At 54.3% G+C, this 22,630-nt stretch carries 19 protein-coding genes; 9 read left to right on the top strand and 10 right to left on the bottom strand.

Annotated features, from left to right (window positions below; genetic code table 11):
* Window positions 1–5: 5 nt before the first annotated feature.
* Window positions 6–1,172: an aldo/keto reductase gene (locus IPZ49_RS13815; RefSeq protein WP_179954857.1), complete on the bottom strand. Its 1,167-nt coding sequence runs from the start codon at window positions 1,170–1,172 to the stop codon at window positions 6–8.
* Between the two features lie 250 nt (window positions 1,173–1,422).
* Here IPZ49_RS13815 and IPZ49_RS13810 point away from each other — a divergent pair, with 250 nt between their 5' ends.
* Together IPZ49_RS13810 and IPZ49_RS13805 are read left to right on the top strand one after the other, a co-directional pair.
* Window positions 1,423–2,472: an alpha/beta hydrolase gene (locus tag IPZ49_RS13810; RefSeq protein WP_063146705.1), complete on the top strand. Its 1,050-nt coding sequence runs from the start codon at window positions 1,423–1,425 to the stop codon at window positions 2,470–2,472.
* A gap of 259 nt (window positions 2,473–2,731) precedes the next feature.
* Entirely contained in the window at window positions 2,732–3,412 is a 681-nt protein-coding gene (locus IPZ49_RS13805; RefSeq protein WP_063146704.1) for a nitroreductase, read from the top strand.
* 7 nt (window positions 3,413–3,419) lie between these two features.
* On the opposite strand, the gene IPZ49_RS13800 is transcribed toward IPZ49_RS13805, so the two are convergent.
* The 5 genes from IPZ49_RS13800 to IPZ49_RS13780 form a co-directional block, all read right to left on the bottom strand.
* Window positions 3,420–4,622, bottom strand: a complete 1,203-nt coding sequence (locus IPZ49_RS13800; protein ID WP_063146703.1) for a multidrug effflux MFS transporter — start codon at window positions 4,620–4,622, stop codon at window positions 3,420–3,422.
* Window positions 4,623–5,012: 390 nt separating this feature from the next.
* Window positions 5,013–6,653, bottom strand: coding sequence for a class I SAM-dependent methyltransferase (locus IPZ49_RS13795; RefSeq protein WP_113788152.1), 1,641 nt, complete (start codon window positions 6,651–6,653; stop codon window positions 5,013–5,015).
* 7 nt (window positions 6,654–6,660) lie between these two features.
* Complete coding sequence (locus IPZ49_RS13790; RefSeq protein WP_003863178.1) at window positions 6,661–6,918, bottom strand: YjhX family toxin; 258 nt, start codon at window positions 6,916–6,918, stop codon at window positions 6,661–6,663.
* Between the two features lie 259 nt (window positions 6,919–7,177).
* Complete coding sequence (locus tag IPZ49_RS13785) at window positions 7,178–9,115, bottom strand: bifunctional diguanylate cyclase/phosphodiesterase (protein ID WP_022647186.1); 1,938 nt, start codon at window positions 9,113–9,115, stop codon at window positions 7,178–7,180.
* A gap of 17 nt (window positions 9,116–9,132) precedes the next feature.
* A complete protein-coding gene (locus tag IPZ49_RS13780) occupies window positions 9,133–9,627 on the bottom strand; it encodes a molybdopterin-dependent oxidoreductase (protein WP_022647187.1) in 495 nt (164 codons plus the stop codon).
* Between the two features lie 182 nt (window positions 9,628–9,809).
* Here IPZ49_RS13780 and IPZ49_RS13775 point away from each other — a divergent pair, with 182 nt between their 5' ends.
* Window positions 9,810–10,319: a hypothetical protein gene (locus IPZ49_RS13775; protein WP_063146701.1), complete on the top strand. Its 510-nt coding sequence runs from the start codon at window positions 9,810–9,812 to the stop codon at window positions 10,317–10,319.
* Window positions 10,320–10,341: 22 nt separating this feature from the next.
* Here the strand turns inward: IPZ49_RS13775 and IPZ49_RS13770 are convergent, their stop codons facing one another.
* Both IPZ49_RS13770 and IPZ49_RS13765 read right to left on the bottom strand, forming a co-directional pair.
* A complete protein-coding gene (locus IPZ49_RS13770; protein WP_063146700.1) occupies window positions 10,342–12,126 on the bottom strand; it encodes a diguanylate cyclase in 1,785 nt (594 codons plus the stop codon).
* Between the two features lie 114 nt (window positions 12,127–12,240).
* Complete coding sequence (locus tag IPZ49_RS13765; RefSeq protein ID WP_022647190.1) at window positions 12,241–13,350, bottom strand: AI-2E family transporter; 1,110 nt, start codon at window positions 13,348–13,350, stop codon at window positions 12,241–12,243.
* A gap of 158 nt (window positions 13,351–13,508) precedes the next feature.
* Between IPZ49_RS13765 and mmuP the strand changes: the two genes are divergently transcribed.
* The 6 genes from mmuP to tauD all read left to right on the top strand — a co-directional run bounded on the left by mmuP (window position 13,509) and on the right by tauD (window position 19,463).
* Complete coding sequence (gene mmuP, locus IPZ49_RS13760) at window positions 13,509–14,909, top strand: S-methylmethionine permease (RefSeq protein WP_023305550.1); 1,401 nt, start codon at window positions 13,509–13,511, stop codon at window positions 14,907–14,909.
* Window positions 14,896–15,828, top strand: coding sequence for a homocysteine S-methyltransferase (gene mmuM / locus IPZ49_RS13755; protein ID WP_063146699.1), 933 nt, complete (start codon window positions 14,896–14,898; stop codon window positions 15,826–15,828). The genes mmuP and mmuM overlap by 14 nt, the downstream gene beginning before the upstream one ends.
* A gap of 222 nt (window positions 15,829–16,050) precedes the next feature.
* Window positions 16,051–17,013, top strand: coding sequence for a taurine ABC transporter substrate-binding protein (gene tauA, locus IPZ49_RS13750; RefSeq protein WP_038415446.1), 963 nt, complete (start codon window positions 16,051–16,053; stop codon window positions 17,011–17,013).
* 10 nt (window positions 17,014–17,023) lie between these two features.
* On the top strand, window positions 17,024–17,791 hold the full coding sequence (gene tauB / locus IPZ49_RS13745; protein WP_022647194.1) for a taurine ABC transporter ATP-binding subunit: 768 nt from the start codon (window positions 17,024–17,026) through the stop codon (window positions 17,789–17,791).
* On the top strand, window positions 17,788–18,615 hold the full coding sequence (tauC, locus tag IPZ49_RS13740; RefSeq protein ID WP_022647195.1) for a taurine ABC transporter permease TauC: 828 nt from the start codon (window positions 17,788–17,790) through the stop codon (window positions 18,613–18,615). The genes tauB and tauC overlap by 4 nt, the downstream gene beginning before the upstream one ends.
* Entirely contained in the window at window positions 18,612–19,463 is an 852-nt protein-coding gene (gene tauD / locus IPZ49_RS13735) for a taurine dioxygenase (RefSeq protein WP_022647196.1), read from the top strand. The genes tauC and tauD overlap by 4 nt, the downstream gene beginning before the upstream one ends.
* A gap of 113 nt (window positions 19,464–19,576) precedes the next feature.
* Here tauD and IPZ49_RS13730 read toward each other — a convergent pair whose 3' ends face one another.
* Entirely contained in the window at window positions 19,577–21,301 is a 1,725-nt protein-coding gene (locus IPZ49_RS13730) for a lysophospholipid acyltransferase family protein (RefSeq protein ID WP_048966045.1), read from the bottom strand.
* A 125-nt stretch (window positions 21,302–21,426) separates the two neighbouring features.
* Window positions 21,427–22,401: a porphobilinogen synthase gene (gene hemB, locus IPZ49_RS13725; protein WP_003859169.1), complete on the bottom strand. Its 975-nt coding sequence runs from the start codon at window positions 22,399–22,401 to the stop codon at window positions 21,427–21,429.
* Between the last annotated feature and the right edge of the window lie 229 nt (window positions 22,402–22,630).

The raw sequence follows: 22,630 nt of genomic DNA, 5'->3' as shown, positions 1-22,630 counted from the left end.
TCCTCTTAACTTTTCATCGGTGCTTCAACATCGGAATAAACCTGCACGGCATCCGGCAGACGTTGACCCTGGATAGTGATGGCGTCCAGTGAGCGGGTGAGCTCGGTCATCTCAGCGGAAGTCAGCGATACGCCGGTAGCCGCTGTGTTTTGCAGCATATGGTCTTTATTGGTGGTGCCAGGAATGGGAACAATCCAGGGTTTACGGGCCAGGAGCCATGCCAGTGCAATCTGCCCCGGCGCGGCATTTTTTCTTATTGCCCAGGATTTCAGTAGTTCAACCAGCTGTAAGTTGTGTGGCAGGTTGTCAGGCGAGAAGCGTGTTTCTGTCGCGCGGAAATCACCGGTAGCGAACCGGGTATTCTCATCAATCCAGCCCGTTAAAAATTGCACGCCGAGTGGGCTCCATGGCACGAACCCAATGCCCAGTTCTTCACACACCGGAAATACCTGCTTTTCAGGGCCACGCCAGAGCATGGAGTATTCACTTTGTACAGCTGTAACGGGTAATGCTGCATGAGCGCGTCTCAACGTGTTGATGCCCATTTCAGACAGACCCCAGTGCAGGACTTTTCCTTGATCCATTAAATCTTTCACCACACCGGCGACATCTTCGATCGGGATCTGTGGATCAACCCGGTGTTGGTACAGTAAATCGATACGATCGGTACGCAGGCGTTTGAGCATGTTTTCGACGACCTGCCTGATATGCTCCGGCCTGCTGTTAAGGCCCGGCAGACGCTTTCCCGTCTGTTGGTCAATGTTCCAGCCAAACTTGGTGGCGATAACGATTTTGTCCCTGAACGGGGCGACGCCTTCCCCGAGAATTTTTTCGACTTCAAACGGGCCGTAGGCTTCAGCTGCGTCGAAGAACGTTACCCCTTCATCAAATGCCCGACGGATAACATTGATCATCTCAGGACGCCAGGGAACGGAGGTGTCGTATTTGCGACTCATGTTCTGCACGCCCAGACCGACGGCAGAAACTTCCAGCTTCCCGAGTTTACGCTTGCCCGGAGCAGCATTGCGTTGGCTGGGTTGTCTGGATGAATCGACCTGAGAGGATTGGCTCGCCGCCGATACGTGGGGAATCAGCGAGGCGGCGGCAATACCGGCCCCGGCGACTAATAGCTTGCGCCGCTCTGGCATTGTTGGGGCATTCTGTCTTTTCATTGATCGCTCCTTTTCTCAGAAAACTGAACATGAATCGCATTTAAGCGAGACCATTCTGCCTTCTGATTGCCAACATAAAGCTGACGGTTACCTGACAGCGTTGTCAGAAACACTTATCCATCCCAGCCCGTTTCCTGACAAAAATGTTATTTCCCTGTCACGATGCTGACAGCCCTCTCCGCCTACTCTGAGCCTGCAAATTTGATTCCGCGAGCCTGTATAACCAGGCCAATACTCATCGGGAGAGATCATGAAATTCACGCTTATCAGTGCAATGCTACTCACGGCAATGGCCGGAGTGACCTCAGCCAATGCGGCTGATTACAAAAAAAATCCATTCACACTCGTCTATGACGGTGCCATAACTGAGAACGTCAAAGGCAAGGTCAACATTCATCCGGTGAAATACGATCTGCATGGCATTCAGATTGCTGCGAATGTCTATACCCCTGCTAACTACGATCCCGCCAAAAAATACCCTGCGGTGGTGGTTGCACATCCTAATGGTGGCGTAAAAGAGCAGGTCGCCGGGTTGTATGCCCAGCGTCTCGCCGAGCAGGGCTACATCACCATTACCGCCGACGCGGCTTATCAGGGTGCCAGCGGTGGGATGCCTCGCAGCGTGGATAAACCCGCTAATCGCATTGAGGATATCCACGGCATGGCTGACTACATAAGCCAGTATCCTGGTGTAGATACCGCCCGCCTTGGTCTGCTGGGTATTTGCGGTGGCGGCGGTTATTCACTTGTTGCGGCTGAAACTGACAAGCGGTTTAAATCGATAGCAACCATCAGCATGTTTAATTCAGGCCTTGTGCGCCGCAACGGCATGCAGGATTCACAGCTGGATACTATCCAGCAGCGTCTTCAGCAGGCTTCTGACGCACGTGCTCAGGAAGCCGCCGGAGGAGAAGTGCTTTACTCCGGCGATGCCAACCTGACTGATGAACAGATTGCTAAATTACCCTTTGCCTTGTATCGCCAGGGCTACGAGTACTACTGGAAAACCCACGCGCATCCGAACTCCACGTTTAAATACACCACCAGCAGTCTTCTGGATTTGATGAGCTTTGACGTAACGGACCATATCAATCTCATCAATAAACCGCTGCTGATGATTGCCGGTACAAAAGCGGATACGCTCTATATGACTGAAGACGCATTCGCGAAAGCCACAGGTACGAAGGACAAAGAACTCTTCCTGATCGATGGCGCTACCCATATCGAGACGTATTGGGTGCCTGAATACGTTGATAAGGCTTTGCAAAAGTTAGACGTCTTCTTCGATAAGAATATTTAGTTAGCCTCCAACGACGCCCCAGCCGCGCAGGCTGGGGTGTGTCCATCAGCTGTAGCCACTTTCCGCTTGCGTGTTCACACGATAGACCCAGATTAACGAAGTTGCGGTTAAAGATAATTACGCTGCTTAAATAGGCGCTATGAATGGAATTCATAGACCTAATCTGGAACCAGGAATGAAAAGGATGAGCCTGATGTGACAGGATGGATCGGGGGAGAGTGAATCATTCACTTCAAATTACTTTCAGGCGGAGAAGCAAATGAGTACGCAAGAGCCAACATTTAGTGAGGTAGTAAAAAACAGGTACTCGGCAAGAGCCTTTCTTCCATCTCCCATCCCCAGCGATATCCTCAAAGACATTTTGCTCGAAGCGCAATGCGCACCATCCAACTGCAATACTCAACCCTGGTCCCTGCATATCGTTGCAGGAGATAAACTTCGTGAATTAAGCCACGCACTGACGGAAGATCTGAGGGCGGGGAACTACAGCCTTGATTTTACGTTTGATAAAGAAGCTTATCCCGAGCCATTCAGGCAACGGGCTTCGGAGCAGGGGCGCTCGTACTATCAGGCACTGGGCGTTGCGCGGGGGGATAACTTAAGTCGCTCAGAAGTGGTCGAGCGTAATGTGAGATTTTTCGGCGCGCCTCATGTTGCCCTGCTGTTCATTCCTGCTGTAGGGGACAATGTTCGCGTAGCCTCGGACGCCGGTATGTATGCCCAGACATTCCTGCTTTCCCTGGCAGCTCGCGGTTACGCAGGCGTTCCACAGGCAGTACTGAGTTATTTTGCCCAAACGGTGCGTAGGCTATTGAATATGCCTGAAGGTTTCAGGCTGCTTTACGGTATTTCTTTTGGGATCCCAGATAAAACGCATCCCTCCCTGAGCTACAGGGAAGGGCGGGTATCTCTGGACGAAAGTGTCGTCTGGCATCAATAACGACGTTTTATTTTTTTATCTGAACGGTCAGTGCCATCAGGGCGCTGGCTGCTGTAAACAACGCAATTATCCAGCCCATCGTCCATGGTGTGCCGTCACTGAACAGGGCAAGAAGAAGTGAAGAGATGATGCCGCTGCCGTATTGTAACGCACCCATTAGCGCCGATGCGGAGCCAGCCACATTAGGCACTGCGTCCAGAGCGCAAGCCGTGGATGTCGCCGCGATGATGCCATTCATAGAGAAGAACACGAACACAGCGCCGACAATCACGGTGATTCCACCCACACCCAGGCCGGTGGTGACTGCCAGCACTATTGCCGCAATAGCGGCGATGAATACGGCATTCCTGAGCAACGCTTCCAGTGGATAGCGGTGAACCAGACGTCTGTTGACCATGCTCACCGCCATCAGTCCAACAATGTTTACTGCAAACAGCCAACCGTAATGCTGCGGGTCAACACCGAAGTACGTGATGTACACAAACGGAGAACCGGTGATAAAGGCGTAGGCTGCAACGTAGTAGAACGTCAGACACAAAGTAAATCGCATGTATCTGGCGTTGGTGAGCAAGGCATAGTAGTTGTGAAAGGCTCTGGTTACGGAGGCTTGCGAGCGTTTTTCAGCAGGTAATGTTTCGGGTAACCAGAATAAAGACATCAGCATTAATACTCCGATAATCGCCAGCAGCCAGAATATGGCATGCCACGAGGTGACTTTAATCATCTGCCCGCCGATCAGGGGCCCGGCAATCGGCGCGATAGCCATGATGATCATCAGTGTCGAAAGCATTTGTGCTGCACGAGTACGGCTAAACAGGTCACGGATCATTGCTCGAGCCAGCATCGGCCCGGTACAGGCACCTAACGCCTGAAAAACACGCCAGAAGACTATTTGCACGATATCTGTTGATAACGCGCAGCCCACCGAGCCGATGATGAACAGACCTAAACCGATAAATAGCGGTAGACGGCGTCCATGACGATCGCTAATTGGTCCCCAAATCAGTTGTGCAATGCAAAAACCGATAAGGAACCCTGTGATTGTCAGCTCTGCATCACCCTGTAAATCTTTGGCCATGACCGGCATAGCCGGAAGATAGATGTCGGTTGATAAAGAGGTTACAGCCATCAGGGCGCTGAGAATGAGTAGAAACGATAGACCGGTTTTTTTAGCTGTAGCCGACTGTGTTTGTGCCTGTTGATTAAGCATGGTGATCCGTTGGACATGAAGAGATAGGGGTATGTTAACGGGTTTGTGCTCGCTGATAATCACAGGGGGAGGATAGGGACTATGAGTGACATTCATTAATCGAAAAGATTATTGCAGGTTTTTTGGGGCCAGCGATAAGCAGTATTCTTATAGTGTTACCTCTTCCTGCATGTTGCTAAAATCACCAGTACAACATGTCAGGCAATAACGTTCAGATGACCGCTACCGTCGAAAGCAATACTGACAGAACTGTTCATATTGTGACATATGATGATCCTTATGGTGACGTCCTGATTAATAAACATATGGAATATGTATTGTGTAGGTGATGCTTCAGATTAAAATAAAGGCTAAGCCCCGTATCTCCAGTCAGAAATACCGGGCTTGTTGTTACCTGGCAATTAGCGCGAACACGCCCCAGCCAAAGTATTCCCGCGCGTACGTTACGTGGCGTTTCGGCGAGAGTGATAGCTCGGCCCTGACTTCGGCGGCGAAGCCGTCGTCAGGATTCGCTTCCAGCCAGCGGCGCATGGTCAGCCATTTCGCGGCTTCATACCGGTCCCAGCCTTCCTGGTCTGCCAGTACCATTTCCACCACGTCGTAGCCGAGTTCATCGAACGCGTTGACAAGCCCTGGCAGCGTCAGGAAATCGGTCGTCGAGCTGACGCCGCAGGCCTGGGCAATCTCTTCCGTCGCAGGTAGCTGACGCCAGTAGGGTTCGCCGATAAGCATGATCCCGCCCGGTTTCAGGCTTTGTGCCAGCAGCTCGACGGTCCCTGCAAACCCACCGGCTATCCATGTCGCACCGACACAGGCTGCCACATCGCATTTCTCTTCTGTAACGTATCCGGCGGCGTCGTTATGTATGAACTGAACCCGGTTGCTGACGCCGAGCTCTTCGGCGCGGCGTCTGGCCTGCTCGCTGAACAACTGGCTCATGTCGATACCGACACCGGTAATGGCGTGATCCCGGGCCCAGGTGCACAACATCTCTCCCGAGCCGCTGCCGAGGTCAAGAATGCGGGTGCCCGGCTTCATGCGCAGCACGCGACCCAGCGTGGCGTACTTCTCTTCGGTGAACGGGTTATGAATGCGGTGCTCACTTTCGCTGATGGTAAAAATACGTGGGATATCCAATGTGGAAGTCCTTTTATTGCGTTGAGTATTAAGAGGGCGTTTCTCTGAGGTATTTGCTTTTTCAGCCAGCAGAGCAAACAGCTTTCCTTCAAATGTCTCGCTGACTGGCCAGTCGTTGCTTTCAGGAGGAGGAAGCAGAGTAAAACCGACATTACCGAGCAGGCTGACGTACTCATCATCGCGCCAGGCCGTCATCTGGCTGCCGAAACGGGTGGTTTGACCGTTTGCTTCTATGGCCCAGAACTGCGTTGAGCTGGTCTGTGCTTCTTCATCCCAGCCATGTTCCGTCAGCAGCAGGTGAGGGACGCCCAGAAACAGCCCGTCGGGACAGCGTTGCCAGCTCGGTTCAGCCATTCCCTGACGCTTAACTTCGTCGAAAGTATGTACTTCAGTGAGCAGCCTGCCACCCGGCTCCAGCCACAGCGCGCAGCGGCTGACGAGTGAGCGCGCATCCGCCGTGCTAAACACATTCAGTTCCCCGAATGTCATCATGATGAAATTGAACGATTTATCCGGCCAGTATGCGCGGACATCCTGCTGAACATAATCGATATTCAATCCGGTGTTCTGCGCCTGCTGACGGGCCCAGCTCACGGATGCCGGTGAGAAATCCACGCCGGTGCAGTGAAATCCACGTTCCGCTAAGCGGTGTGTATAAAAGCCGGGGCCGCAGCCGAGATCGAGGATATGTGCGCCAGGTGGTAACTGGCTGGCGATCCATTCGACCTGCTGCTCAATAACCTCCTGCCTGCGGCTGGCCCAGTCGTGCTCCTGCGACAAATGGTTCGCCAGCATGCGCTGGCTGAAGGCCGGTTCGTCCCAGGGAATTTTACTTTCCTGCGCCGACAGGTGAATGTGCCGGGATGAGGAAATAAGGGTGCTGATATCCATCATCCTCTCCTTAACGGTTATCGGGCTGGGCGCGGACGTTATTCAGCCCCGTAGTGTTAATGCGGTAGGGCTGACCGTTGACGGATTTGATCAGCTTTTTGGTTTTGAGCTTTTTGAAAACGGCGAGCGTGCAGTCAGCCAGCAGTAGCCCTTCGCGGCTATAGCATTCAACGGCGGTGACGCGGCCGGAGGTATCGCGGACGTGCACAATACGGCCACCTTTGGCGAGAACGTGTAAGGTACGTTGTTCCTGACGGGATAAATTCATACTGAAGAACCTGTTTAATCATCATGTGCAAAACGTGCAAACACACAGCGGTGTCCGCATTCGATTTCGGCGCATTGATAATCAGTCCGGCCTGGAAAGGTCGGTAAGCTGATTATCGGATGATTATATTCTCCAGCATCAAAGCCTCGGGTTGAGTTGAAAGGTATTTACGGGGTGAATGATAACACCTGATTTTTATAAGTGAATACCCAGGGGTGAAAAACGTGATCACGGTTGGCATCGGGTTGAGGAGAGGGAATCATTCCAGGCCGCTCTTAATTTTGCTGTCGACCTGAGGCTGTGGTTTGCTGAAAAGATATCCCTGCACAAGCTCACAACCCAGAGCCTGAAGCCGCTCAAGCTGCTCTTCGGTCTCAACGCCCTCGGCTATAACGCCCATATTAAGGCTCTTAGCCATACCGGTAATAAGCTTCACAATATTAAGCGCATCTTCTTGTGTAGATATCGGATTGACAAAAGATTTATCGATCTTGATTTTATCAAAATTCAGTTCGCTTAGTCTGGAGAGCGACGAATAACCCGTGCCAAAATCATCAATGGAAATTCTTACGCCCAGTGCGCGGAGTTTTTTCAGAATCGCAATGGGGTTATTTCTGTCACTAAAGAGGGATGACTCCGTGACCTCTAACTCAAGACGGTTAGCCGGGAGCCCGGTCTCAGCCAGAACGGTCTGCACCGTATTAATAAATGATTTACTGCCTAATTGAACAGGCGAGACGTTTACGGAGATCCTGGCCGGAACAGCCCAGGAGACCGCTTCCCTACAGGCCAGTTTAAGTACGGTTTTACCTATCTCGTTGATCATGCCTGTTTTTTCAGCGGCGAAAATAAAGCTATCCGGGGAAAGCATTCCCTTGACGGGGTGCATCCAGCGAATAAGCGCTTCATAGCCGTAAATTTCCTTGCTGACGGAATTCACAATAGGCTGGTAATAAACAATAAATTCATTGTTTTCTATCGCCCTTGCCATATCATTTTCAAGCGTTCTGCTCTCCTGCAACTTCTGAAGCATTCGCTGACGGAAAACTTTAATCTGCTGTGAGCCTGCCTTTTTGGCTTCATAGAGCGCCAGATCGGCGAACTTATAAAGATAATCAGCACGTCGTTCATTATCTGATAAAACAATACCCACGCAGGTGGCAATTTTTATGAGCTGGTTATTAATCGTATAGGGTTTACTGATATTCTCGCTGATCTCTCTAGCGCGCAAAACGGCTTCGCTTTCGTTTAACCCACTGGCTAAAAAAGCAAACTCGTCTCCGCCTAAACGGTAAAATCTGTCTGAAATATTGCTCATGGCGGTCAATCGCCTGGATACCTGACGTAACAGTAAATCGCCAGCATCATGACCATAGGTATCGTTGACCTCTTTGAATCGGTCTAAATCAAATAACATTACCGTAACGGGAACATGATTTTCTTCGGCCTCAAGATTGAGTTTGCTGAGCTCATCCCAGAAGTACAGACGGTTTTTCATGCCAGTGAGGGAATCATGGTAAACGTCATACTCTAGTTTTGAATTCTGAATCTGTAGGGTCTCCTTGGATAACTGGAGTTCTTCTGCAAGACTTTCAACCTGCCTGTGCGCTTTAAGGATGTTTTTATTTTGATAGATCGTTAAAAAACCCAGGATAATACTCAGAATGATCAGCAGTAAAGAGAGGGCTGAGTAAATATAATACAGGATCTGTATTTTATGGTTGCTACTGTTAATCGTGCTAATGTCTTTCGTTAACGCGCTTGATGAAAGCTGACTGAGTGGAGCATCCAGCAAATGCATGGTATGAAGGTATGTTTTTACATCCGAATGGCTCATTTTTTCGAGGTTAGCATCCAGATACGTAAGGATTTTATCAAGGCTTAACGCGAGGTCATGATGTGCCTGAACGTTTTTAATGTAATGCCCTAAATCCCCCTCCTTAAACAGATCATTCTGGCTTAGCATAATTTCCAGCCGCATCCGGACCTGGTCTATCGTAACGTCATCGGAATCGGTTGCGTACAGACCAAGCCATGATTCAAAGCGGTAATATTCGGATACCAGTTGGGCGACAGACCATGACTCCGTGTAATGAGTCAGTTTTTGGAGCTCCTGCTGTCGATCGTAAACAAGAAAAGCAATATATCCAGTCGTGATAAAAAGAGAAAAAATGATACCAACCAGTATCCTGTTCATTATGTTCTCCTGAACTGCTATTCAATCTTCATTTTGCTGACCTGCCATGCCGATCGCGAATAATATATCTGATTATTTAATTCAGGAAGACTGTCGTAGGGATATACAATGAATGCCGGACCTTTATCTCGGATGCGCATATATTCACCATTAACCTTCAAAGCGAGTATGGCATTATATTTTTTAAAGTCGCTGAGCGGGATGGCTGTCGCGTAATCATTAAGCGCTATAACATTGACCACGTTACCCTTTGCGCCAATATAATCCATGAGTTTGCTCATTGGAACACCCTCAAACTTTGTGCGGCCATTATACCAGGGGGATGATGTCTGGAAGCTCACCATACCGAGTTTTTCAAGGCTGGCGATATCAAACACGGCTTTTCCACTTTCATTCGTGTTCTCGATATTACCGTAAATCGTTAAAATGGGTTTACCAGCAGGTTTTGGCAACTCACCAGCCAGGGTGACGCTTTGCACTAAAAAGCAGCACAGCATTAGGATTAATCGCATTTCAGCCTCCACGTTTTAACATAAGTATAAGAATTATAATTTAGTTATCCTACTAGTTTATATATTTTATCTCTCCCCACGTTTATCCATCATAATCAGGATGTAAAAACGCCGTCAGTTGGCAGCCCCCCGAGCGATGCTTAACCTTCTTACCGCAGACGCATGACAAGGAACCGTCCATCATGAAAAAAGATAGCTATGCCTTTTTAATTCCACTCATCGTTGGCGGGTTAGCGTTGATATTTGGCTTTGTTGTCTGGTCAATCGAGATTTATCGCGTGACATTTCTTACGGCCCTGGGGGAACAGTATCTTGCGGCTGTCACATTGCTGCTGCCGCTGGTGGCGATAGTGATGTTCGCCGCGAAGAGGGCGTTTAAAGACAAAACCCTTGTTGACGTTGTCAAACTTTACCTCGGCCTCATCATCTTCAGCCTGCCGGTTGCCATTTTCGTCATCTTTACCGCGGCCTGGCTACTGAACGGAGAATACTCTGCCTGGAGCCAACCTTACCGGTATGAATCCGGCAGCAGAAATAGCTGTTCGGGGGCGGAAGTCTATGAGCCGGAACTCAAGAGAGAGATCCGCATCTGTTATCCTCAGGGATATTATTTAATCGATGGCACCCTGTACGTGGAAAAGCGGAGTAATTTGCTGGGTATGGTGGTGCTTTGGGCGATCGCGCGATCCTGAACCTGAGGCTCGAATAACCCCTTTAGCCCGCCTCCAGCATCCCAAAGCTGACAATCCGCGAGCGGCCCAGCTCTTTTGCCCGGTACAACGCGACGTCCGCCGCGCGCAGCAGATTATCGCTCTGGGCGTGCTGCGGATAGCTGGCGATCCCGATCGACACATCCACCGGGCCAATCTCCGAAAGCCCGTAGCGCAGCGAAAGCGCATGCACGCCGTTGTAGATCTCCGTTGCAGCGGCGTGCGCTGCTTCCTCATCTGCACCGGTAAGAAGCACCAAAAACTCTTCACCCCCATAGCGGAAGGCCAGCCCGCTATCGTGTACCGCCCGTTGAATAATGGCTGCCACGCTTTTGATCACCAGATCGCCAGCCTCATGACCAAAGCGGTCATTAATGCTCTTGAAGTGATCGATATCGATCATCAGGCAGCTTACCGGCTCCCCGTTACGCACGGCCTGCTTCATTTGAGTACGTAACGTATCTTCCAGATGGTGGCGGTTACGCAGCCCCGTCAAGGGATCGAACAGGGCTTTTTCCAGCAGCGCATCGCGCAGCCGCTGGTTGGCCAGCGCCAGTCCCAGCGCCTCGGCCATCAGTTCCAGATAGGCGCGGGACGGCGCGGTTTCAGGCGTGATGTTCTGGAATGAGAGCAATCCAATCGCCTCGCCCTGAGCAATCAGGGGAACGCACAGCGATTGCTGCGCCTGTGATTCGGGCAGATGATAACAGCCGATATCCGGCTCGCCGTTCACTGGCGGATGGCTTTGACCACGCCGGACGGCCCAGCATTCGTCAGGATGGAACGGCTTTTTATCCCCTTCTGGCGATAGCCATTCGGCCGTACAGCGCATCTGCCACGGCTCGCGTTCCAGAATATACAGGCGCCCTGAAACCCCCGGCGCAATATTGGGTGCAAACAGCTCCGCCACATTCATCACGTCGGCAAAGTTTTCACAGCCCTGCAACCGCTGGGTCATTCGCGCCAGCAGTTCGCGGATGGCCCAGTCAGCATCGCGCTCTTTTTCCAGCCGCTGCCTTGCCAGCCCGTTCTCACGGAAGATGCGGATGGCCTGCGCCATATCACCGATTTCATCAACCTGGGTAAAGTTCGGCGTTTCGACGGCGTAATCCTGCGATGCAAGACGATGAACAACATCACTCAGACGCACCACCGGGCGGAGTACGCGGCGCTTGAGGATGAAAACCATCACAAACAGGAAGAGCAGGGCGGTCAGGCCGACCATCACCTCAGAGGCCGTTCGAAGCGTTTTGGACGTTTTGGTTGCGGCCTGCACGTCGGCAATAATGCGCTTGTCCAGCAGCATGCGAAAGCGTTCGATAGTGTTGTGTGCCCGTTCGAGTTCCAGCTCATAGCTCTTACCAAACAGCAGCGAAACGGCCTGCTGTTCCTCGCCACGGGCGATGCCGTCAATGGCTGCCTGCTGTTCATCCTGGAGATCGTCTACAATTTTCAGTCCGTCGTACAGCAGCGCCAGCTCTTCGCCCGATGCCCCCGTATTTTTGAGCTGTCGCAGCGTGTGTTCGATATTCTTCAGCTCGGCTTCTTTCGCCTGATATTTCTCAAGCACCTCGGGCGCTTTTTGGATGACGTAAAGCCGCGCCAGATCGGAGAGCATCCAGGTGTCTGTCTCGATCTCCTCCGTCAGCTGATCGAAGACCTGGCGTTGTTTAACGGCTTCACGTTCGATGTTATCGGCGTGGGAAGCCATCAGCATGACGATGCCGGAGGCAATGGTCAGGCACACCGTGACACCATAAGCCCAGTTCGTGATCGTGGCGATTCGCACCTGTTGGATCCTTCTACGACAAATGTGGAAGAGCGTTCATTTCAGATTATAGAAAACCTCTGATTTATCGCGAAAAAAAAGGCGGCACAGGGCCGCCTCACAGAACGCGTTTCTTTATAGATCCGGAGAATTTCTCCCCTCTTCGATAAAGTCTGCGTCCAGCTCCTCGGCGTTGCCTGCGTGGTCGCGGCCGGAGAAGAGGTTCCAGCAGGCGATAAACAGAGCGGCAATCAGCGGCCCAATCACAAAGCCGTTAATGCCATACAGCTCCATACCGCCGAGCGTGGTAATCAGTATCAGGTAGTCCGGCATTTTGGTGTCTTTGCCCACCAGCAGTGGACGCAACAGGTTGTCCACCAGCCCGACGATAATGACGAAGAAGCCCACAATGAACAGACCCTGCCACAGCTGGTGAGTGGCAAACAGGAAGATGGCGGCGGGAACCCAGACGATGGCCGACCCAACGGCAGGCACCAGGGAGAGAAATGCCATCAGTGCGCCCCACAATACGCTGCCGTCAATACCGACAATAGCAAAGGCGATACCACCAAGCGTGCCCTGAACCACCGCCACGACCGCCGTGCCTTTTACCGTGGCGCGCGACACGCCGACAAACTTAGCGAACAGGTGCTGTTTGACGAAGTCAGACAGCGGCAGCGAGTCGAGGATCTGGCGCACCAGATACGGCCCGTCTTTCAGCAAAAAAAACAGCAGATACAGCATAATGCCAAAGCTGATGGCAAAGCCGAACGTCCCTTTCCCAATCAGGAACGCGCTGCCCGCCAGATACTGCCCGCCCTGTAACGCCACATCGGAGAGTTTTTTCTGGATCTGCGCGGCGTTGGTCAGGTTGTGATCCGCCAGGAAGCCGCTGGCCCAGTCCGGCAGGCGGTTGAAGATACCGGCGATCACTTCCGGGAACTGCGTGTTGTTCTGTTGCAGCCTGGTGTAAACCATGTTCAGTTCCACCGCGAGCGAGGAAAGGATCACCATCAACGGAATAAACACGATCAGGCAGATAATGCCGAGTGTGAGGAGTGAAGCCAGCCCGTTGCGATCGCCCAGCGCGGTACGCAGTTTGTTTTTCACCGGGTTGAAAATGATGGTCAGGATCGCGGCCCACAGAATCGCCGAGAAATAGGGAGACAGCACGTCAAAGAAGGCCCAGGTTACAAGGGCCAGGATGAGAATAAAGAAACCTTTGGTCAGTCCGTTAAATCGCATAATGAGTCCTGGTGAAGAAGAAACTGTGTCGACTATAGAACTGATTTAAGGATTTACCAATAATTGCGCTGAAGTCGCGCCGGGTGGCTTTTTGTTAACAATCGCGGTATAACACTCCTTCTTTGGATGTTTAGATGTCCATACGTTTAGAAGGTAACATGCAAACACAACAAGAAAACGGGCAACTTAAGCGCACCATGAAAACCCGCCACCTGATTATGCTCTCGCTGGGTGGCGTTATCGGCACAGGGTTATTCTTCAATACCGGATACATCATCTCGACAACCGGCGCGGCGGGCACGCTGCTGGCATATCTTATCGGTGCGCTGGTGGTCTGGCTGGTCATGCAATGCCTGGGCGAACTTTCCGTGGCGATGCCGGAAACCGGCGCGTTTCACGTCTATGCCGCCCGCTATCTCGGCCCGGCGACGGGGTATACCGTGGCGTGGCTCTACTGGCTTACGTGGACAGTGGCGCTGGGATCGAGCTTTACCGCGGCCGGGTTCTGCATGCAGTACTGGTTCCCACAGGTTCCCGTCTGGACGTGGTGCGTTGTCTTTTGCGCTGTGATTTTTGGTCTTAACGTGATTTCCACGCGCTTTTTCGCGGAAGGGGAATTCTGGTTCTCGCTGGTCAAGGTTATCACCATCGTCGCCTTTATTATTCTCGGCGGCGCGGCCATCTTTGGCTTTATCCCGATGGCGGACGGCTCTGCCGCGCCGGGACTAAGCAACATTACCGCCGAAGGCTGGTTCCCGCACGGTGGCCTGCCGATCCTGATGACCATGGTGGCGGTCAACTTTGCCTTCTCAGGAACGGAGCTTATCGGCATCGCGGCAGGGGAAACGGAAAACCCACACAAGGTTATTCCGGTTGCTATTCGCACCACCATCGCCCGGCTCATCATCTTCTTTATTGGCACCGTGTTTGTGCTGGCGGCGTTGATCCCGATGCAGCAGGCTGGCGTGGAGAAAAGTCCGTTCGTGCTGGTGTTTGAAAAGGTCGGCATTCCGTATGCGGCGGATATCTTTAACTTCGTGATCCTGACGGCGATCCTCTCGGCGGCGAACTCGGGTCTGTACGCCTCTGGCCGTATGCTGTGGTCTCTGTCTAACGAGAAAACGCTGCCGCGCTGCTTTGCCCGCGTCAACAAAAACGGCGTGCCGCTGACGGCGCTTTCTGTTTCCATGCTGGGCGGCGTGCTGGCGCTGTTCTCCAGCGTGGTCGCGCCGGATACGGTGTTTGTGGCCCTGTCAGCCATTTCCGGTTTTGCGGTGGTGGCGGTGTGGATTAGCATTTGCGCGTCGCACTTCGTGTTTCGTCGCCGTCACGTGCAGTCCGGCCAGCCGCTATCCGCGTTGCAGTATCGCGCGCCATGGTATCCGCTGGTGCCCGTGCTTGGCTTTATCCTCTGCCTGGTGGCCTGCGTCGGCCTGTGGTTTGACCCCAGCCAGCGTATTGCCCTTTATTGCGGGCTTCCGTTTGTCGCCCTGTGTTATGGTGCGTACTACCTGACCCGAAATCTGACCACGCAGGAGCCTGAACATGTCGCAGAATAATCCGCTTACCGCCCTCCTTGAAAAACAGCCGTTTGTCGTGCTGGATGGGGCGATGGCAACGGAGCTGGAAGCGCGCGGTTGTAACCTTGCCGACAGTCTCTGGTCGGCCAAAGTGCTGATGGAAAATCCGGAGCTGATCCGCGACGTACACCTCGACTACTACCGTGCGGGGGCACAGGTGGCGATCACCGCCAGCTATCAGGCGACACCCGCAGGCTTTGCCGCTCGCGGGCTGGACGAGTCGCAATCCCGGACGCTGATCGGCAAAAGCGTAGAGCTGGCACGCAAAGCGCGCGAAGCGTACCTGGCTGAGAACGCAAATGCAGGCACTTTACTGGTGGCGGGATCTGTGGGCCCTTACGGCGCGTATCTGGCCGATGGTTCCGAGTATCGCGGCAATTATGTGCGTAGCGCTGAAGAATTTACCGCCTTCCACTGCCCGCGTGTAGAGGCGCTGTTGGATGCGGGCGCGGACCTCCTGGCCTGTGAAACGCTGCCTTCGTTCACTGAGATTAAGGCGCTGGCGGCGTTGCTGACGGCATATCCGCGCGCCCGGGCATGGTTCTCATTTACCCTGCGTGACAGTGAGCACCTGAGCGACGGAACGCCGCTGCGGGATGTTGTTTCTGCGCTGGAAAGCTACCCGCAGGTTGTCGCGCTGGGGATTAACTGTATCGCGCTGGAAAACACCACGGCGGCGCTGACGCATCTGCACAGCCTGACGTCGCTGCCCCTGGTGGTCTATCCGAACTCCGGCGAGCATTACGATGCGGTGAGTAAAACCTGGCATCACCACGGTGAAACGTGCGAGACGCTGGCGGGGTATTTACCGCAGTGGCTGGAAGCAGGCGCGAAGCTGATTGGCGGCTGCTGTCGGACCACGCCGCAGGATATTGCTGCGCTGACGGTTCAGCGCTGAGGCCTTTGCCGGGCGGCGGCTGCGCCTTACCCGGCCTACAAATTGCACGAACCGTAGGCCGGGTAAGCGTAGCGCCACCCTGCGAAACAACCGCACAAAATTCACTATCCTTTCCCGCTTTTTTTCTAAAAACGAATCGTCATTAGCGATTCTTTTTTATTCCTTTATCAAAATTCTCGCGCCGGAAATACTGCCCTTATAACAACAAGGGGAGCAGACGGTATGGCAATTTCATCGCGAATCACGTTACTTGGTGCACTGGCGCTGTGGGTATTTCAGGCGCAGGCGGTGGACGTCACCGTGGCGTATCAGACTTCCGCGGAACCGGCGAAAGTCGCGCAGGCGGATAACACCTTCGCCAAAGCGAGCGGGGCGAACGTCGACTGGCGCAAGTTCGACAGCGGCGCGGCAATTGTGCGGGCGTTAGCCTCGGGCGACGTGCAGATTGGCAACCTGGGTTCCAGCCCGCTGGCCGTTGCCGCCAGCCAGCAGGTGCCGATTGAAGTCTTCCTGCTGGCATCGCAGCTCGGAAATTCCGAAGCGCTGGTGGTGAAGAAAAGCATCACGAAACCCGAAGATTTGATTGGCAAACGCATCGCGGTGCCGTTTATCTCCACCACGCATTACAGCCTGCTGGCAGCGCTGAAACACTGGGGCATTAAGCCGGGCCAGGTGCAGATCATCAACCTGCAACCTCCAGCGATTATTGCCGCCTGGCAGCGTGGCGACATTGACGGAGCATACGTCTGGGCGCCCGCCGTCAACGAGCTGGAAAAAGACGGCACCGTGCTGACCGACTCCGAAAAAGTGGGGCAATGGGGGGCGCCAACACTTGATGTCTGGGTCGTTCGTAAGGACTTTGCCGAAAAACACCCTGAAGTGGTGAAAGCCTTCGCCAAAAGCGCCATCGACGCCCAGCAGCCTTACATCAGCAACCCGGATGAATGGCTGAAACAGCCCGCCAACCTGGAGAAACTCTCACGTCTGAGCGGTGTGCCGGAAGCTGACGTGCCGGGGCTGGTGAAAGGCAACACCTATCTGACACCTGCGCAGCAGGTCCAGCAGCTGAACGGGCCGGTGAGCAAAGCGATTGTCGACACTGCGACGTTCCTGAAAGAGCAGGGCAAAGTGCCTGCGGTGGCAGCGGATTACAGCCGGTTCGTGACCGACCGCTTTGTGAAATAAGGGGGCTGCGATGCTGAACATTACAAACCTGTCTGCCGATTACGGCGGCAAACCCGCCCTGAAAGAGATCAACCTGACGCTGGACAGCGGTGAACTGCTGGTCGTACTGGGGCCGTCCGGCTGCGGGAAAACGACGCTGCTGAACCTGATCGCCGGGTTTGTACCGTATCAGCACGGCACGATCCAACTCGAAGGAAAACGGGTAACGGGGCCGGGCGCAGAGCGCGGCGTGGTCTTCCAGAACGAAGGGCTACTTCCGTGGCGAAACGTGCAGGAAAACGTTGCGTTTGGTCTGCAACTGGCCGGCGTAGCGCGTGAACAGCGTCTGAATACGGCGCGCGACATGTTGAAAAAGGTCGGGCTGGAGGGGGCTGAAAAACGCTTTATCTGGCAGCTTTCAGGCGGGCAGCGTCAGCGCGTCGGGATTGCCCGTGCGCTGGCGGCTAACCCTCAGCTGCTGTTGCTGGACGAACCTTTCGGGGCGCTGGATGCCTTTACCCGTGAGCAGATGCAAACCCTGCTGCTGCGCCTGTGGCACGAAACCGGCAAGCAGGTGCTGTTAATCACCCACGATATCGAAGAGGCCGTGTTTATGGCGACGGAGCTGGTGCTGCTCTCACCGGGACCGGGACGCGTGCTGGAGCGTCTGCCGCTTGAGTTTGCCCGGCGCTATGTGGCGGGAGAGCCGGTACGCAGCATTAAATCAGACCCGCTATTTATCGAAAAACGGGAATACATTCTGAGCCGTGTGTTTGAACAGCGGGAGGCGTTCTCATGAGCATTGTCTTCAGTGAAAAAACGCGGCGGACGCGCCGTGCCTTACGCTGGCCGTTCTCTCGCCAGCTCACCTTAAGCGTCAGCACGCTGGTGGTGTTGCTGGCGGTATGGTGGGCGGTTGCCGCGCAGCAGTGGATCAGCCCGCTCTTTCTGCCCCCGCCAGGCCAGGTTCTGGAAAAACTGATCGCCATCGCCGGACCGCAGGGCTTTATGGATGCCACCCTCTGGCAGCATTTAGGCGCCAGTCTGACGCGTATTCTGGTGGCGCTGCTGGCGGCGGTCATTATTGGCGTTCCGGTGGGGATTGCGATGGGACTGAGCCCGACGGTGCGCGGCATTCTCGACCCGCTGATAGAGCTTTACCGTCCCGTACCGCCGCTGGCTTATCTGCCCCTGATGGTGATCTGGTTTGGCATCGGCGAGACGTCAAAGATCTTACTGATATATCTGGCTATTTTTGCGCCGGTAGCAATGTCGGCTCTGGCTGGCGTAAAGAGTGCGCAGCAGGTACGCATACGTGCGGCGCAGTCGCTCGGCGCCAGCCGCGCGCAGGTACTGCTGTTCGTCATTTTACCAGGTGCACTGCCGGAGATATTGACCGGGTTGCGCATCGGCCTTGGGGTGGGCTGGTCAACGCTGGTGGCGGCAGAGCTGATTGCCGCCACGCGCGGCCTTGGGTTTATGGTGCAGTCGGCGGGAGAGTTCCTGGCGACTGACGTGGTACTGGCAGGGATCGCGGTCATCGCCGCGATCGCCTTTGGATTAGAACTGGGACTGCGCACGCTACAGCGTCGCCTGACGCCCTGGCATGGAGAAATACAATGAGTGAACGTCTGACGATTATCCCGCTGGGGCCGTACATTGGCGCGCAGGTGTCGGGCCTGGACGTAACCCGTCCGCTGAGCGATAACCAGTTTGAGCAGCTGTACCACGCGGTGCTGCGCCATCAGGTGGTGTTCCTGCGCGATCAGGCCATCACCCCGCAACAGCAGCGCGCGCTGGCCCTGCGTTTTGGCGACCTGCATATCCACCCGGTCTACCCGCATGCGGAAGGGGTGGAGGAAATTATCGTGCTGGACACTCATAACGATAACCCGCCCGATAATGACAACTGGCATACGGATGTTACCTTTATCGACACACCGCCAGCCGGGGCGATTCTGGCAGCAAAACTACTGCCAGAGACCGGCGGCGATACGCTGTGGGCGAGCGGCATTGCGGCGTTTGAGGCGCTCTCCGCGCCGTTCCAGACCTTGCTAAGTGGCCTGCGGGCGGAGCATGATTTTAAAAAATCGTTCCAGGAGTATAAGTACCGTAAAACGGAAGAGGAGCACCAGCGCTGGCTGGATGCGGTCGCAAAACATCCGCCGCTGTTGCACCCGGTGGTGCGTACCCATCCGGTGACCGGCAAGCAGGCGCTGTTTGTGAATGAAGGGTTTACCTCGCGCATTGTGGACGTAACGGAAAAAGAGAGCGAGGCGCTGCTCAGCTTCCTGTTTGCGCATATCACGAAGCCGGAGTTTCAGGTGCGCTGGCGCTGGCAGGAGAACGATCTGGCGATCTGGGATAACCGCGTCACGCAGCATTACGCCAATGCGGATTACCTGCCGCAGCGAAGGATTATGCAGCGGGCGACGATTTTGGGGGATAAGCCGTTCTACCGTGCGGTTTGAGCCCCTCACCCTAACCCTCTCCCCAAAGGGGCGAGGGGACTGACCGGTGCGGTTTTCACCCTATCCCCAAAGGGGCGAGGGGACTGACCGGTGCGGTTTTCACCCTCTCCCTTTTAGGGAGAGGGCAGGGGTGAGGGTATTAAGTGCGCCTCTATATACCGCTGATAGCGGTTCGCCTTCAGATAACACAGATCCACCAGCACCAGCCCGTCGATACAGTTATTGAACGCCGGATCGCTGCCGAAATCGATAAACTGCACGCCGCCTGGCTCGCATAGCTCGGAATATTGTTTATAAAGCGGCGGAATACCGCAGCCCAGATTGCCGAGCAGGGATTTGAGCTTTGTCAGGTCATCCACGTAATCCACCCCGCCAAATTGCGCCAGCACGTCCGGGAGTGACGCCGGGTAGGGTTGACGCGAGGCGGCTAACGGGTGGCTGGCCGGAAACCAGAGACGATAAAACGCGACCAGCAGATCCCGGGCGGCAGGCGGTAAGCCGCCGGAGATGGACACCGGACCAAACAGGTAACGGTAATGTGGATAGCGCGCCAGATAGGCGCCAATGCCTGACCACAGGTAGTCCAGACCGCGACGTCCCCAGTAGCGCGGCTGTATAAAGCTGCGCCCCAGCTCAATGCCGTGCTCCAGTATGTCCTGCATTTTTTCGTCGTAGTGGAACAGGCTGTAACTGTACAATCCCTCGACGCCGCACTTTTCCACCTGCATGGCCGTTGGCATAAAGCGGTACGCGCCGACAATCTCGAGGTCATCATCATCCCACAGAATAAGGTGCAGATAGTCATCATCGTAGCTGTCGGTATCCCGGCGCTTTCCGCTGCCTTCCTCCACGGCGCGAAAGGCAATCTCGCGCAGTCGCCCCAGCTCGCGCAGCAGAGGCGCCTCTTCCTGCCCGTTGCGCTGCCACAAATAGATGGTTTTACCATCGCTGGTTTTGCCCAGACATTCGGCCTGCGCCAGCTCCCGCTTCAGCGTGGCCCTGTCTTCCGGGCGGGCAATGGCGCACTGGGTTTTAAAGACGCCAGGCAATCCCTTGCCAAGTCGTATCACGTGCTGACGGCACTGCTCGGCCATCTCACGCGATGAAAGGGTAGAGCTAAACCGATCATTCCAGGCAATCTGCTGGCCGATTTTGATCGGCAGCTGGCTGTGACGGCGGCGAAACATCTGTTGCATCAGCAGCAGCAGGGATACCGTCGGCGATACCAGGGTGCTGGCATAAAACAGCAGGCTGTTGTGGGCCTGAATATGTACCGGTAGCAGCGGTACCCGTAGTTTGCTGGCCAGCTTGATAAAGCCCGGATGCCACTTTTTATCGCGGATGCCTTTACGCGTTGGGCGGGAGACTTCGCCTGCCGGGAAGAAGATCAGCACGCCGGCGTTTTGCAGGTGCTGCTCCATCTGCACCAGAGATGCTTTTGCGGTTCTGCCGCCCATATTGTCCACGGGGATAAACAACGAGCTGAGGGGCTCAAGGTGAGACAGCATCCGGTTGGTGACAACCTTGACGTCCCGGCGCACGCGCGAAACGGCGTACAGTAGCGCCAGCCCATCCAGGGTGCCCGTCGGGTGGTTCGCTATCACAATGAGTGGGCCGTGTTCGGGGATTTGTTCGAGGTCTCGGGCGGAAATGGTGCAGAGAATATCAAGGTGTTCCAGAACCTGCTCTACCATATCCAGCCCTTTCAGGTGACGGTGGCTGGCGGCAAACTGCTGAAATTCGTCTTCGTGGAGCAGTCTTTTTAACAGACTTTTTTGCCAGGGTGCGGGCCTCGCCTGAGGCCAAAGGTCATCAAGAACGCTGTCGAGACTAAACATTGATCACTCCTCCTGCCGTCTTGCCCAGACAGTAGAAGGAGGAGATGTCGGTTGTATTGCAGTTTAGTGAAGATTCGCGCAGAGAGTAGGCCGGGTATGGCGAAGCCACCCGGCGCTAAAGCGGATTAACGCAGAATTTTCTTCTCAGCCAGATCCAGCGCGAAGTAGCTGAAGATCAGATCCGCGCCCGCGCGTTTGATCGCCCCCAGGCTTTCGAGGATCACTTTCTCTTCGTCGATGGCACCCGCCTGCGCGGCGAATTTGATCATCGCGTACTCGCCGCTCACCTGGTATGCGCCCAGCGGCAGTTCGGTGCGTTCGCGAATGTCGCGCAGGATATCCAGATACGCGCCGGCCGGTTTCACCATCAGACAGTCTGCGCCCTGTGCTTCATCGAGCAGAGATTCACGAATCGCTTCGCGGCGGTTCAGCGGGTTCATCTGATAGGTTTTACGATCGCCCTTCAGCGCCGTACCTGCTGCTTCACGGAACGGGCCGTAGAAGGAGGAGGCGAATTTGGTGGAGTAGGACATGATGGCGGTGTCGGTAAAGCCTGCCGCATCCAGCGCATGACGAATAGCCTGAACCTGACCATCCATTGCCGCAGAAGGTGCAATGAAATCCGCACCCGCGGCGGCGGCAACCACCGCCTGCTTGCCCAGATTCAGCAGGGTCGCATCGTTGTCCACTCCGTGATCGCACAGCACACCGCAGTGGCCATGAGAGGTGTATTCGCAGAAGCAGGTATCGGACATGACGATCATCTCCGGCACACTCTCTTTGCAGATGCGCGACATGCGTGCCACGAGGCCGTCTTCTTTCCATGCATCACTGCCGGTTGCGTCAGTGTGGTGGGAGATACCGAACGTCATCACCGAGCGGATGCCCGCATTCGCAATGCGTTCGATCTCGCGGGCCAGATGCTTTTCAGGAATGCGCATCACGCCCGGCATCGCGTCGATGGCTTTGTAGTCATCGATCTCTTCTTCAACAAAAATCGGCAACACCAGATCGTTTAAGGTCAGTGTTGTCTCTTCAAACATGGCGCGCAGTGCGGGTGACTTGCGCAGGCGACGGGGACGAGCAATTAAATCGGTCATGGTATGCCTGATGTTTGTGGAACAAAGAGGCTTAGTGTACCTGAAAGCGGAGAGTGGTGTTTTACTAAAGTTGTCTTTTAGATTTTCGAAATCGATTAATATACGCTACATGTATTTTGTATATATTATAAATCTTATTATGGTGTCCAGAGTGGTATGTGATATTGGTGAGGCTTCTATATTGGTTTGGGATTATAAATATAAATGATTTATTGCTTTTCATTATATG

Source organism: Enterobacter cloacae complex sp. S2 (genome assembly GCF_015159675.1).
Lineage (GTDB): Bacteria > Pseudomonadota > Gammaproteobacteria > Enterobacterales > Enterobacteriaceae > Enterobacter > Enterobacter intestinihominis.
This window is presented reverse-complemented; position numbering and strand designations above follow the sequence as displayed.

Coding starts and splice junctions, on each gene's coding strand:
- IPZ49_RS13815 (WP_179954857.1), bottom strand. CDS start 1,172: ATGAAAAGACAGAATGCCCCAACAATGCCAGAGCGGCGCAAGCTATTA.
- IPZ49_RS13810 (WP_063146705.1), top strand. CDS start 1,423: ATGAAATTCACGCTTATCAGTGCAATGCTACTCACGGCAATGGCCGGA.
- IPZ49_RS13805 (WP_063146704.1), top strand. CDS start 2,732: ATGAGTACGCAAGAGCCAACATTTAGTGAGGTAGTAAAAAACAGGTAC.
- IPZ49_RS13800 (WP_063146703.1), bottom strand. CDS start 4,622: ATGCTTAATCAACAGGCACAAACACAGTCGGCTACAGCTAAAAAAACC.
- IPZ49_RS13795 (WP_113788152.1), bottom strand. CDS start 6,653: ATGATGGATATCAGCACCCTTATTTCCTCATCCCGGCACATTCACCTG.
- IPZ49_RS13790 (WP_003863178.1), bottom strand. CDS start 6,918: ATGAATTTATCCCGTCAGGAACAACGTACCTTACACGTTCTCGCCAAA.
- IPZ49_RS13785 (WP_022647186.1), bottom strand. CDS start 9,115: ATGAACAGGATACTGGTTGGTATCATTTTTTCTCTTTTTATCACGACT.
- IPZ49_RS13780 (WP_022647187.1), bottom strand. CDS start 9,627: ATGCGATTAATCCTAATGCTGTGCTGCTTTTTAGTGCAAAGCGTCACC.
- IPZ49_RS13775 (WP_063146701.1), top strand. CDS start 9,810: ATGAAAAAAGATAGCTATGCCTTTTTAATTCCACTCATCGTTGGCGGG.
- IPZ49_RS13765 (WP_022647190.1), bottom strand. CDS start 13,350: ATGCGATTTAACGGACTGACCAAAGGTTTCTTTATTCTCATCCTGGCC.
- mmuP (WP_023305550.1), top strand. CDS start 13,509: ATGCAAACACAACAAGAAAACGGGCAACTTAAGCGCACCATGAAAACC.
- mmuM (WP_063146699.1), top strand. CDS start 14,896: ATGTCGCAGAATAATCCGCTTACCGCCCTCCTTGAAAAACAGCCGTTT.
- tauA (WP_038415446.1), top strand. CDS start 16,051: ATGGCAATTTCATCGCGAATCACGTTACTTGGTGCACTGGCGCTGTGG.
- tauB (WP_022647194.1), top strand. CDS start 17,024: ATGCTGAACATTACAAACCTGTCTGCCGATTACGGCGGCAAACCCGCC.
- tauC (WP_022647195.1), top strand. CDS start 17,788: ATGAGCATTGTCTTCAGTGAAAAAACGCGGCGGACGCGCCGTGCCTTA.
- tauD (WP_022647196.1), top strand. CDS start 18,612: ATGAGTGAACGTCTGACGATTATCCCGCTGGGGCCGTACATTGGCGCG.
- IPZ49_RS13730 (WP_048966045.1), bottom strand. CDS start 21,301: ATGTTTAGTCTCGACAGCGTTCTTGATGACCTTTGGCCTCAGGCGAGG.
- hemB (WP_003859169.1), bottom strand. CDS start 22,401: ATGACCGATTTAATTGCTCGTCCCCGTCGCCTGCGCAAGTCACCCGCA.